The sequence below is a fragment of the Pseudomonas sp. RW10S2 genome, assembly GCF_014268985.1.
Taxonomy (GTDB): Bacteria; Pseudomonadota; Gammaproteobacteria; order Pseudomonadales; family Pseudomonadaceae; genus Aquipseudomonas; species Aquipseudomonas wayambapalatensis.
Genome location: NZ_JABWRO010000150.1, coordinates 1 through 11,924, shown reverse-complemented (window position 1 = coordinate 11,924; position 11,924 = coordinate 1). Strand labels below are relative to the sequence as shown.

At 62.9% G+C, this 11,924-nt stretch carries 7 protein-coding genes, 2 tRNA genes and 1 riboswitch; of the genes, 3 read left to right on the top strand and 6 right to left on the bottom strand.

The genetic code is table 11. The annotated features are described in order from the left end of the window. Positions 1-36: 36 nt before the first annotated feature. The 6 genes from HU729_RS23235 to HU729_RS23210 form a co-directional block, all read right to left on the bottom strand. Positions 37-113 (bottom strand) — tRNA-Pro (locus HU729_RS23235). 4 nt (positions 114-117) lie between these two features. Further along, positions 118-193 (bottom strand) — tRNA-Asn (locus HU729_RS23230). Positions 194-529: 336 nt separating this feature from the next. After that, the gene (gene clpB, locus HU729_RS23225; RefSeq protein WP_186667678.1) at positions 530-3,094 is read right to left on the bottom strand and encodes an ATP-dependent chaperone ClpB; all 2,565 of its coding nucleotides are present in this window, start codon (positions 3,092-3,094) and stop codon (positions 530-532) included. A gap of 208 nt (positions 3,095-3,302) precedes the next feature. Continuing rightward, positions 3,303-4,667, bottom strand: a complete 1,365-nt coding sequence (locus HU729_RS23220; RefSeq protein WP_186667677.1) for a DUF1329 domain-containing protein — start codon at positions 4,665-4,667, stop codon at positions 3,303-3,305. A gap of 24 nt (positions 4,668-4,691) precedes the next feature. Beyond that, the gene (locus tag HU729_RS23215; protein WP_065863337.1) at positions 4,692-6,578 is read right to left on the bottom strand and encodes a DUF1302 domain-containing protein; all 1,887 of its coding nucleotides are present in this window, start codon (positions 6,576-6,578) and stop codon (positions 4,692-4,694) included. 324 nt (positions 6,579-6,902) lie between these two features. Further along, positions 6,903-8,585 carry a fatty acid--CoA ligase gene (locus HU729_RS23210; protein WP_186667675.1) on the bottom strand — a complete coding sequence of 561 codons (1,683 nt, stop codon included), beginning with the start codon at positions 8,583-8,585 and terminating at the stop codon, positions 6,903-6,905. A 195-nt stretch (positions 8,586-8,780) separates the two neighbouring features. Here HU729_RS23210 and HU729_RS23205 point away from each other — a divergent pair, with 195 nt between their 5' ends. The 3 genes from HU729_RS23205 (at position 8,781) to HU729_RS23195 (ending at position 11,855) form a co-directional block, all read left to right on the top strand. After that, on the top strand, positions 8,781-9,740 hold the full coding sequence (locus tag HU729_RS23205; RefSeq protein ID WP_186711665.1) for a 2-hydroxyacid dehydrogenase: 960 nt from the start codon (positions 8,781-8,783) through the stop codon (positions 9,738-9,740). 276 nt (positions 9,741-10,016) lie between these two features. Beyond that, positions 10,017-11,015 (top strand): class I SAM-dependent methyltransferase, encoded by a 999-nt coding sequence (locus tag HU729_RS23200; protein WP_186711664.1) that lies wholly within the window; start codon positions 10,017-10,019, stop codon positions 11,013-11,015. A gap of 41 nt (positions 11,016-11,056) precedes the next feature. Then, a riboswitch (yybP-ykoY riboswitch) is annotated at positions 11,057-11,179 on the top strand. A gap of 88 nt (positions 11,180-11,267) precedes the next feature. After that, positions 11,268-11,855, top strand: coding sequence for a TMEM165/GDT1 family protein (locus HU729_RS23195; protein WP_054895644.1), 588 nt, complete (start codon positions 11,268-11,270; stop codon positions 11,853-11,855). Positions 11,856-11,924: the final 69 nt, after the last annotated feature.

Sequence of the window (11,924 nt, the reverse complement as noted above, 5' to 3'; positions counted from 1 at the left end):
CAACTGCTCTACCAACTGAGCTAACGACCCTGAAAATGGTCGGGGTGAGGGGATTCGAACTCCTGACATCCTGCTCCCAAAGCAGGCGCGCTACCGGACTGCGCTACACCCCGAAATTGGCTCCGCGACCTGGACTCGAACCAGGGACCCAATGATTAACAGTCATTTGCTCTACCGACTGAGCTATCGCGGAACTGAACTTCGTACAACTCTTACAGCTTCGAAGTTTGTGTTAGCTTCGATCTCTTCAGCGTTGTCGCTGCTGAGGCCGGCTATTCTACATTCTTCGTTTTGCTTGTCAACCACTTTTTTTTACCCAACTTACTGATTTGTAAGTTGTTTTCAGATCATCTTTACCGCCGGTGATCTGCGTAGTGCCTGACAGCGGTGCGAATATTAGGGGCACTCGTTTTTTTGTGCAAGCATTTTTTTCAAAATTTTCAGCGAGTTAGATCCCGCACCGAAAAATCAGGGGTTTGCGGGGTTTGCGCAGGTGCCATCGCGGGGCAAGCCCGCGATGGCAACACCGTCAGGCAAAGACGATCTCGTCGCCTTCCACCTTCGCCGTGATCGCCGCACCTGGCACGAACTGGCCACCGAGGATCAGTTGCGCCAGCGGGTTCTCGATCCAGCGCTGGATCGCACGCTTGAGCGGCCGTGCGCCATACACCGGGTCGTAGCCAACGGCAATCAGCTTGTCGAGGGCTTCCGGGCTCAGGCTCAGCGACAGCTCGCGCTCAGCCAGACGACCGCGCAGGCGGCCCAGTTGGATCTCGGTGATACCGGCGATCTGCTCGCGGCCCAGCGGCTCGAACACCACCACTTCGTCGATCCGGTTGATGAACTCCGGACGGAAGTGCGCACCCACCGCATCCATCACCGCCGCACGTTGCGCCTCACGGTCGCCGACCAGTTCCTGAATCTGCGCCGAGCCCAGGTTGGAGGTCATGACGATGACCGTGTTGCGGAAATCAACGGTACGCCCGTGACTGTCGGTCAGGCGGCCATCCTCCAGCACCTGCAGGAGCACGTTGAACACATCCGGGTGCGCCTTCTCCACCTCGTCGAGCAACACCACCGAGTAAGGTTTGCGACGCACTGCCTCGGTCAGGTAGCCGCCCTCCTCATAACCCACATAGCCTGGTGGTGCACCGATCAGGCGAGCGACAGAGTGCTTCTCCATGAACTCGGACATGTCGATGCGCACCATGGCCTCCTCGGTGTCGAAGAGGAATTCGGCGAGCGCCTTGCACAGCTCGGTCTTGCCGACGCCAGTCGGGCCGAGGAACAGGAACGAGCCGCTCGGGCGATTCGGGTCGGACAACCCGGCACGCGACCGGCGCACGGCGTTGGCCACGGCAGTGACCGCCTCGTCCTGACCGATCACCCGCTCGTGCAGCAGGCCTTCCATCTTAAGCAGCTTCTCGCGCTCGCCTTCGAGCATCTTCGACACCGGGATGCCCGTCCACTTGGAGACGACCTCGGCGATCTCTTCCTCGGTGACCTTGTTGCGCAGCAGCTGGTTCTCGGTCTTGCCGTGCTGATCGACCATCTGCAGGCTGCGCTCCAGGTCGGGGATCACCCCGTACTGCAACTCGGCCATGCGGCTCAGGTCACCCTTGCGGCGGGCGGCTTCCAGCTCCTGGCGGGCTTGCTCGATCTTTTGCTGGATCTGCGCCGAGCCCTGTACCTCGGCCTTTTCCGACGCCCAGATTTCTTCGAGGTCGGAATATTCGCGCTCAAGGCGCTCGATTTCCTCGGTGAGTTTTTCTAGGCGCTTCTTGGCCGCTTCGTCCTCTTCCTTCTTCAGGGCCTGGGACTCCACTTTCAACTGGATCAGACGACGATCAAGACGGTCGAGCACCTCTGGCTTGGAGTCGATCTCCATGCGGATGCGGCTGGCGGCTTCGTCGATCAGGTCGATGGCCTTGTCCGGCAGCTGGCGGTCGGTGATGTAGCGGTGGCTGAGCTTGGCCGCAGCGATGATCGCACCGTCGGTGATGGCCACCTTGTGGTGCACTTCGTAGCGCTCCTTAAGGCCACGCAGGATGGCAATGGTGTCTTCCTCGCTCGGCTCCTCGACCAGCACTTTCTGGAAGCGTCGCTCCAGCGCTGCGTCCTTCTCGATGAACTGGCGGTACTCGTTGAGCGTGGTGGCGCCAACGCAGTGCAACTCACCGCGGGCCAGGGCCGGCTTGAGCATGTTGCCGGCGTCCATCGCGCCCTCGCCCTTGCCGGCGCCGACCATGGTGTGCAGTTCGTCGATGAACAGGATGATCTGGCCTTCCTGCTTGGACAGCTCGTTGAGCAGGCCTTTGAGGCGCTCTTCGAACTCACCGCGATACTTGGCGCCAGCAATCAACGCGCCCATGTCCAGGGCGAGCAGGCGCTTGCCCTTGAGACCATCGGGCACTTCGCCATTGATGATGCGCTGGGCCAGGCCTTCGGCGATGGCAGTCTTGCCGACGCCGGGCTCGCCAATCAGCACGGGGTTGTTCTTGGTGCGGCGCTGCAGCACCTGCACGGTACGGCGAATTTCGTCGTCACGGCCGATCACCGGGTCGAGCTTGCCTTCTTCGGCACGCTTGGTCAGGTCGACGGTGTACTTGTCCAGCGCCTGGCGCGACTCCTCGGCGTTGGCATCATTGACCGCCTCGCCACCGCGCAGGTTGTTGATGGCGTTTTCCAGGGCCTTCTTGCTCACGCCCTGGCCGAGCAGCAGCTTGCCGACCTTGCTGTTCTCATCCATGGCGGCGAGCAGCACCAGTTCGCTGGAAATGAACTGGTCGCCCTTCTGCTGGGCCAGGCGGTCAGCCTGGTTGAGCAGGCGCGCCAAGTCCTGGGACATGTTCACGTCGCCCGTGGGGTTCTGGATTTTCGGCAGCTGGTCGAGCTCTTTGGTCAGCGCCTTGCGCAGACTGGTGATGTCGAAGCCTACCTGCATAAGCAGCGGCTTGATCGAGCCACCCTGCTGCTCGATCAGGGCCTGCAGCAGATGCACGGGTTCAATGGCCGGATGGTCCATGCCAACGGCCAGGGATTGGGAATCGGATAATGCCAGTTGCAGCTTGCTTGTCAGTCGGTCTATTCGCATGGGGATACCTTCCTTTAAAGGGCAGGCGGAGCGATGGACAGCACCTGTAATGAAGAACCTGCCTGAGATGACCAATAGATAAGGCTGATTCTGGAAGATTCAAGCTTAGCGGGGTTGACCGGGGTCAGCCTGGTGAACCGACAGAAACAGAAACGCCCCGGCAAGCCGGGGCGTTCTGGGAGATTACACGGAGTTGGTTTTTGAACGCTTAACGCACGCCACTCTGACGCAGGGCCGCAGGCTGGAAGTCAGCCTTGCTGGCCTTGAAGCCGAAGTCGTAGGATTGTTTCTCCTCGTTCTTCATGCCCAGTGCCAGGTAACGGCCCGACTGCAGGTCGTAGATGGCTTCGAGGGTGTACCACGGGACCTGGTTGTTGTAGTACGGCTGGGCATGCGCCTCGGACACGCGCCACAGCTGGTTGCGCCCGTCGTACTGGTCGATCACCGCGGCCTGCCAGGTATCTTCGTCGATGTAGAAGTCACGCTTGGCATAGATATGGCGCTGGCCTGGCTTCAGGGTTGCGACCACATGCCACACACGGCGCAGCTCGTAGCGGGCGAGGTCCTGGTTGATGTGGCCGGCCTTGATGATGTCGGCGTACTTGAGCTTCGGATCGTCGAGCTTGTAGGCGTTGGAGGCGATGTACATCTCCTTCTTGCCTTCGAGCTTCCAGTCGTAGCGGTCGGGTGCGCCGTTGTACATGTCCAGGTTGTCGGAGGTACGCAGGCCGTCGGCGGCGGTACCCGGGCCGTCGTAGGAGACCTGCGGCGCCTGGCGCACACGACGCTGGCCGGCATTGTAGATCCACGCCTTGCGCGGTTCCTTGACCTGGTCGAGGGTCTCGTGCACCAGCAGCACGGTACCAGCCAGGCGCGCTGGCGCAGTCACTTCCTGCTTGAAGTAGAACAGCACGTTGCCCGGGTTGTTCGGGTCGTAGTCCTTCATCTTGTCGCGGAACACGAACTGGTCGCTGAAGTACACCAGGCTGTAGGAGCCGTTCTGCTGCGGCGTAGCCTGGGTCACCAGGCGCGACACGCTACCGCCGCGATAACGGGTGATGTGGTTCCAGATCACCTCGACCCCGCTCTTGGGAATCGGGAACGGGATCGCGCCGCGGAAGTTGTTCAGGCCGTTGCCGCCTTCGACCAGGGTGGTCTGGGTGGCGTTGGTCTTGATGTCGGCGTACACGGCATCCGGCACTGTGGCGCCGCGGTGGGTCTTGTACACCGGCAGCTTGTAGGTGTCCGGATAGCGCTTGAGCATCGCCAGTTGGCCGGGAGCCAGTTTGTCCTTGTACTGGTCGGCGTTCGCGGCGGTGATGGTGAACAGTGGCTTTTCGCTGCCGTACGGGTCGGACAGGAAGCCCCTGGCATCGACACTGCCGGCAGTCTTGGACAGCGGCTCCCACGGGCCGATCGAGCCATCGGCGTTGCCGGCCTTCTCTGCGCCCATCGGCGTGAGCGTGGTACCGAGCTTGGCCGCCTCATCGGCGGAAACCGCAGCCATGACGCTGGTCGCCAGCAGGGACATGCCCAGCACACCGGCTTTCAGCAGACTTGTGGTCATCTTCATCGTTGTCGTCCTGGATCAGAGTTCTTAGAAGTTCACGCCGAAGCTGAGGGCGACGAAGTCGCGGTCATCCACGGTGCTGTACTTGCCATCGAAGAAGTTGGTGTACGACAGACTCGCCGTGTAGGTGTTCTGGTACTCGGCGTCCAGGCCCAGGCTGATCGCCTTGCGGCCTTCCTCGAAGTTGCCGCCAGGGCCCGGCGAGTAGCCGGACACGTCGTGGGACCAGGCCACGTTGGGCTTGAGGTTGACCCCGGCGAAGACGTCGTTGTAGTCCCAGATCACCCGGGCGCGGTAGCCCCAGGAAGTGCTGGTGGTGTAGCCGTCGTTCTCGCACTTGCGGTTGAGGTTGGTGGTCGACGCCCCAGCCCCGGCACCGGCGATGGTGCTGGCGTTGAGTGCCTGGCAGGTGTTGGCGCCGCCGGTGGCCGGCAGCGGGCCTGGGCCGAACACCGGGTCGCGGCCATAACGGGTGTCGTGCGCGCTCTCCAGGCCGCCCACGTGGGTGACGCCCAGCTCGCCCACCACGGTCATGCGGCTGGCGCCCATCACCTGGTCGAAGAAGTGCGTCAGGGTGGTCTGGAACTGGGTGATTTCCTTGCGGCGATAGCCGTGCAGGTCCTGGCCCGGAGTACCACTGAGCAGCGAGGCGTTGGCCAGGGCGCCGCCCAGCGGACGGACACCGGCGAACAGGATGTCGGTGGTGTTCAGCTGCACAGGCGCGTTGGGACGGTAACTGATTTCACCGCTCCACGCCGTGCCGGTGGGCAGGGTGGTGGAGAAGCTCAGGCCGTAGAGGCGGATGTCTTCAGGGTACTCGACGAAGTACTGCGAGTTGCCCGCGACGATCAGCGGCGCCAGCGGACGCAGGTTGGCCGGCAGCGACGGAATGCCGGCGAAGACCGCAGGCGAGGCGCCGGTGGCGCTGAAGATCGGCGCACGGCTGTGGTAGTTCATGAAGTAGGCACCGAACTCGGTGTCTAGCGGCTCGAACATGTAGCGCAGGGCTACGCCGAACTGGCCGCTGTCACGCGCGTCGCGGTCCGGGCCACGGCGCACCATCACGCCTTCTTCGTTGATGTTCACGCCACGGGTGGCGAGGAACTGCTGCGCTGCGCCCGGCACCGCGCGGCTGCTGTTGAGCACGCGCAGGTTGTCGGTGCAACCGTCGGAGATGATGTCCGGCTGGGAGAAGAAGGTCCCGCAGTTGTCGGTGACGGTCTGGTCCCATTCGAGCTGGTAGAAGGCTTCGGCCGACAGGTTGTCGGTCAGGCTCTGGGAGATGTAGAACATGTTGACCGGGATCAGGCCTTCCTTGATCTCGGCGCCAGGACGGCGGAAGGCTGCGACGTCGATCGGGTTGATCGAGTTGATACCGCCACCGATGAAGGTACTTTCACCCCAGCTCACCACCTGCTTGCCGAAGCGCACCGAGCCGGGCATGTCGGCGATGGCGTAGTTGTGGTAGATGAACGCGTCGAGCAGTTGTGCACCCGAGGACTTGGCCCCCGACTTGCGCCCGGAGTCGCTGATATCCTTGAACTCGCGGCCCTCGTCCTTGAGCTCGAAGTCGTACCAGTACTTGCCACGGACGAAGACGCCGGTGTCGCCGTACTTGAGCTCGAGATCGTGGATGCCCTTGAAGATCTTGGAGAAGGTCTCGCCTTTCTTGAAGTTGAGGTGGCCATCGTCGGAGGTCTGGGACAGGCCCTTGCCGCCGTTGTTGACGCCGATCAGGTTCTTGTTTGGATTGGCAGTCGACCAGCTGGCCCCGATGGAGAGCGATGAGTCGAACTGACCTTCGATTTCCCCGATGTTGAAACTCACACCGAATGCGGGACTTGCGAGCGTGGAAGCGAGGCTGACGGCCAAGGGCAGCTTGGCCCGGCGCCAGAACGGGTTTGCAGATGTCATCGACGCTACTCCATGTACTTTTTTGTTATGGCAGTGAGTCCTTTCAGAAACGGCCCCGAGCGCTGCGAGCAGGCTCCTGCCAGAGGCAGCACGGCATGCGCGTGCGCCCTCCCCCATTCCTGAAAATCCCCTGACCCGACTATAGCCAGCGGCCACTCGCACTTGATCCCTCTAAAGTGTGATTTGCGTCTCGCAAGTAGAGGCATCGCAAATGGCCACTTCGATCGCTGGCAGTGCAGAAGCATGGCTCAATTTCGCCGTTTGACAAGGCGCGATACCTCTAACACGCGGGTCACGCCAGAACAGACGTGACCCGGGCAGGTGTTACAGGGTTGAGAGGAAGGTACTGTTACTGGCCTGCCACTGGGTGACGTCCACGCGGATACGCTTCTTGTCGAGCTTGCCCACGCTGGTCTTGGGAATTTCAGTAACAACGGCGATCTGGCTCGGAATCGCCCACTTGTTGATGTGCCCCAACTCGACGAACGGCTTGAGATGCTCCTTGAGCAACTTGGCATCCAGCTGCTGGCCTTCGTGCACCACCAGCAGCGCGAACGGCCGCTCGCCCCACTGCGGATCGGGCACGCCGACCACCGCCACCTCGCGCACCGCCCCGTGACGGCTGATCAGGTCTTCAAGATCAAGGGACGAGATCCACTCGCCACCGGTCTTGATCACATCCTTGATGCGGTCGCGGATGTCGATGTAGCCCATGCCGTCGAGGGTGGCGACATCGCCGGTATGCAGCCAGCCTCCGGCCCACAGCTCGTTGCTCTTTTCCGGTTCGTTGAAGTAGCCCATGGTCAGCCAGGGTGCGCGCAGCACCAACTCGCCCTGGGCCTCGCCGTCGGCGGGCAGGAAGTTGCCGTGCTCGTCGACGATGGCCGCCTCCACCAGGGGCACCGGCACACCGGCCTTGATGCGGTAGCTGACACGCTCGTCTTCACCACCGGCCAGCAGTTCTTCGTTCAGGTGCGCGCAAGAGATCAGCGGGCAGGTTTCCGACATGCCATAGGCCGCAGTGAGCTGGATGCCCCGCGCCAGGGCAGCCTCATACAGTGCCCGGTTGAGTGCGCTGCCGCCGATGATCACCTTCCAGCCGCCGAAGTCCTGGCCCTTGGCGGACGGGCAGTTGAGCAGCATCTGCAGGATGGTCGGCACGCAATGGGAGAAGGTGACCTTCTCTTCGCGCCACAGCTTGATCAGCATGTCCGGCTCGTAGCGCCCCGGATACACCTGCTTGATGCCCATCATAGTCGCTGCGTAGGGGATGCCCCAGGCATGCACGTGGAACATCGGCGTGATCGGCATGTAGACGTCGTTGGTGCTGAGCAGGCGCACGCTGTCGAGGCTGCCGAGCACCGACGTTTCGGCCAGGGTGTGCAGCACCAGTTGGCGGTGGGTGAAGTACACGCCCTTGGGGTTGCCGGTGGTACCGGTGGTGTAGAAGGTGGTGGCCACCGAATTCTCGTCGAAATCGGGGAAATCGTAGTGCGGGCTGGCGGCGGCGAGCAGTTGCTCGTACTCGCCGACCAGGTTCGGCAGCTCGGCGGTCTGGTCCGGGCCATCGGTGATCAGCACGGTCTTGTCGACCGTGGTCAGTTGCCCGGCGATGGCCTGGTAGAGGCCGACGAAATCGCTGTTGACCAGCACGAAGCGGTCTTCGGCGTGGTTCATGGTGTAGAGGATCTGCTCGGGCGACAGGCGCACGTTGATGGTGTGCACCACCGCACCGATCATCGGGATGGCGAACATGCACTCCAGATAGCGGTGGCTGTCCCAATCCATCACCGCCACCGTGTCGCCGGCCTTGACCCCGGCTTCGGTGAGCACGTTGGCCAGCCTGGCGATGCGCTCGCCGAGTTCGGGATAGGAGAGCCGCACCTTGTCGCGGTAGACGATTTCGCGGGTCTTTTCGTAGCGGCTGCCAGACATCAGCAGGCGTTTGATCAGCAGCGGGTAGGTGTAGGCGCCGTCGGCGGGCTTGAGGAGGCGGGTCTGCAGCATGGGTATCCCTTTTCTGAAAAGCGTGCCGGATATTCAAGGATTTACTGTAGATCGGTGACGCGGCAGTCAAATCAGCCGAAGGAATGATTTGGCGTCGCAAAGTATGAGTGGCAATGTGCGAACAGGGCGTTACAGCGCCGCAGAATCCGGAGCCGATGCGCTCCCCACCTCTGGCCTTTGCCGACGGAGCCGCCAATGTCGCGTCATGCAGTTTTTCTCGATCATCACTCCCTTGACCTGGGAGATCTCGACCTTTCTGCGCTCGAACAGCAGTTCGACAGCCTGCAACTGCATGCCGCCAGCGCTCCGGAACAGGTCAGCGAACGTCTGCAAGGCGCCAGCGTGGTGATCAGCAACAAGGTGATGCTCGATGCTGCGGCGCTCGCGGCCAATCCACAAGTGAAACTGATCCTGGTAGCCGCCACCGGCACAAACAACGTCGACCTTGCCGCAGCCCGTGCCCAGGGCATCACCGTGTGCAACTGCCAGGGCTACGGCACACCTTCGGTGGCGCAGCACACCCTGGCGCTGCTGCTGGCCCTGGCCACCCGGCTGTGCGACTACCAGCAGGCAGTCAAGGACGGTGCATGGGCCAAGGCCAGCCAGTTCTGCTTATTGGACTTCCCCATCGTCGAGCTGGAAGGCAAGACCCTGGGCCTGCTGGGGCACGGCGAGCTGGGCGGCGCAGTGGCGCGCCTGGCCGAGGCATTCGGCATGCGTGTGCTGAGCGGGCAGATCCCTGGGCGACCGGCACGCGCCGAGCGCCTGGCGCTGGACGACCTCTTGCCACAGGTCGACGCCCTGACCCTGCACTGCCCGTTGAACGAGCAGACCCGCCACATGATCGGCGCCCGTGAACTGGCCTTGCTCAAGCCGGGTGCGCTGGTGGTGAACACCGCTCGCGGAGGCCTGATCGATGAGCAGGCGCTGGCCGATGCCCTGCGCAGCGGCCACCTGGGCGGCGCAGCCACCGATGTGCTGAGCGTCGAGCCGCCAGTCAATGGCAATCCATTGCTGCACGCAGACATCCCGCGCCTGATCATCACCCCGCACAGCGCCTGGGGTGCGGTGGAGTCGCGCCAGCGCATCGTCGGGCAACTGGCCGAAAACGCCCAGGCGTACTTCGCTGGCCAGCCACGCCGGGTGGTGGGCTGAAGCGCAAACCCGCTCGGTCGCTCCTGCCAAGCCGTGCACGGTCCTCAGCGCCGGTGCGGCACCTGTAGGAGAGGCGGTTCGGCGCCCCGACTTGCCCGCGAAAAAGACACCGCGCTGCCTGGCACGGGCTACGCCCGTGTTCGCGGGCAAGCCCGCTCCTACAGAGATTGGGCTGGCCTTGAGATTTTGAACAAGACAGTCGCTCCTGCAGCGTCGGCGCCGCGCCCCGATACGCCAGGTGATACACTTCGCGCTTTTTTCAGGAGGCGTCCGCCGATGGACCCGCGCAGTGAAGTGTTGCTCCGCCAAGCGGACCTGTTCCAGGGCCCGCTGCTGATCGCCGGTGCCGCCGCCGATGGCCTGCTCGGGCTACTGCCGCACGCGCAGGCCTGGACCTGGCACGCCGGCGATCAGGCGCTGCTGGAGCAGCGTTTCACGGGCCGCAGCCACTACGGCGTCGAGGCCCCGCAAGTTCCGTTCGACGCGGCGGTCCTGTTCCTGCCCAAATCCCGTGACCTCGCTGCCTACCTGCTCAATGCGCTGGCCTCGCGCCTGGGCGGACGCGAGCTGTACCTGGTCGGCGAGAAACGTGGCGGAATCGAGGGCGCGGCCAAGCAATTGCAGGCCTTCGGCAAACCGCGCAAGCTCGACAGCGCCCGCCACTGCCAACTGTGGCAGGTGACCGTGGTCAATGCGCCCAAGGCCACGCCCCTGGAGAGCCTGGCCGAACGCTTCGAGCTACCACTCGAGGACGGCCCGCTGCAGGTGGTCAGCCTGCCGGGCGTGTTCAGCCACGGTCGCCTGGATCGCGGCACCGCGCTGCTGCTGCAGCATCTCGAACAACTGCCGATCGGCCATGTGCTGGACTTCGGCTGTGGTGCAGGTGTGCTCGGTGCGACCATCAAGCGACGTTATCCGCAAAGCAGTGTCACCCTGCTCGATGTCGATGCCTTTGCCGTGGCAGCCAGTCGACTGACCCTGGCTGCCAACGGTCTGCAAGGTGAGGTGATCAGCGGTGATGGCATTGACGCAGCACCGGATAATCTGACCGTGATCCTGAGCAATCCACCCTTCCATACCGGGGTCCACACCGACTATCAGGCAGCAGAAAATCTGCTGCGAAAAAGCAGACAAATTCTGCAAAAAGGCGGGGAAATACGCCTGGTAGCGAATAGCTTCCTGCGCTATCAGCCGCTGCTCCAGGAGGCCTTGGGCAACTGCGAAATCCGCGCCGAAGGGGATGGCTTCCGAATCTATCGGGCAACACGCGGTTAAAAAATTAACGCTTGCCCAAACCGATTCGGCTAGGCAGAATCCGCTCCGTCCTAGGGGAGTAGTCTCCCGCAAGCACCCTCTGCTTGCCCGGTACGCGTCAACACACTTGGCCCACAGGCCATGGCGCGTGCGACCTCACGGCTCACACAGATGAGCCCGGGGTTTGACAAGACCTATGACACGCACACCTTACCCGGGGCGGGGAGGCTGTACGTGTCATAGCCGTGTCGACCCGCCCCCGTAGGAAGCCTGATGCTCGAATCCCTGCTCGTTCCCACCGCCATCGTTGCGCTCGCTGAAATCGGCGACAAGACGCAATTGCTCGCGCTCATTCTCGCGGCGCGCTTTCGCAAGCCGTGGCCGATCATCGCCGGTATCGTCGCCGCCACCCTCGCCAACCATGCGGCCGCTGGCGCCGTGGGGGCCTGGGTCAGCGGGTTCTTCACCGAAAGCGTGCTGCACTGGATCCTGGCGGCAAGCTTCACCGCCACCGCCTTGTGGACCCTGGTCCCGGACAAGATGGACGATGACGAAACCAGCAATGCACGCCGCTTCGGCCCGTTCCTGACCACCTTGATCGCGTTCTTCCTGGCGGAGATCGGCGACAAGACCCAGGTCGCCACGGTGATGCTGGCCGCGCAGTATCCGCACCTGATCATGGTCATCATCGGCACCACCCTGGGCATGCTGATCGCCAACGTACCGGTGGTCCTGGCGGGCAACTTCGCAGCAGACAAACTGCCGCTGGCGTTGATCCGTCGACTGGCGGCGGCAGCGTTCTTCGTGCTTGCGGCGGTCGCGGTGTATTCGGCGATGAAGACCAGTGGGTGGATTGGCTAGAGCAACGAAGACAGGACTGGACCGTGAGAGCGGTCCTGACTGTGGGAGCGGGCTCGTCCCGCGATCACC

Excerpts from the sequence above, each read along its gene's own strand:
- HU729_RS23210 (WP_186667675.1), bottom strand. The coding sequence starts at position 8,585 with ATGCTGCAGACCCGCCTCCTCAAGCCCGCCGACGGCGCCTACACCTAC.
- HU729_RS23215 (WP_065863337.1), bottom strand. The coding sequence starts at position 6,578 with ATGACATCTGCAAACCCGTTCTGGCGCCGGGCCAAGCTGCCCTTGGCC.
- clpB (WP_186667678.1), bottom strand. The coding sequence starts at position 3,094 with ATGCGAATAGACCGACTGACAAGCAAGCTGCAACTGGCATTATCCGAT.
- HU729_RS23220 (WP_186667677.1), bottom strand. The coding sequence starts at position 4,667 with ATGAAGATGACCACAAGTCTGCTGAAAGCCGGTGTGCTGGGCATGTCC.
- HU729_RS23205 (WP_186711665.1), top strand. The coding sequence starts at position 8,781 with ATGTCGCGTCATGCAGTTTTTCTCGATCATCACTCCCTTGACCTGGGA.
- HU729_RS23195 (WP_054895644.1), top strand. The coding sequence starts at position 11,268 with ATGCTCGAATCCCTGCTCGTTCCCACCGCCATCGTTGCGCTCGCTGAA.
- HU729_RS23200 (WP_186711664.1), top strand. The coding sequence starts at position 10,017 with ATGGACCCGCGCAGTGAAGTGTTGCTCCGCCAAGCGGACCTGTTCCAG.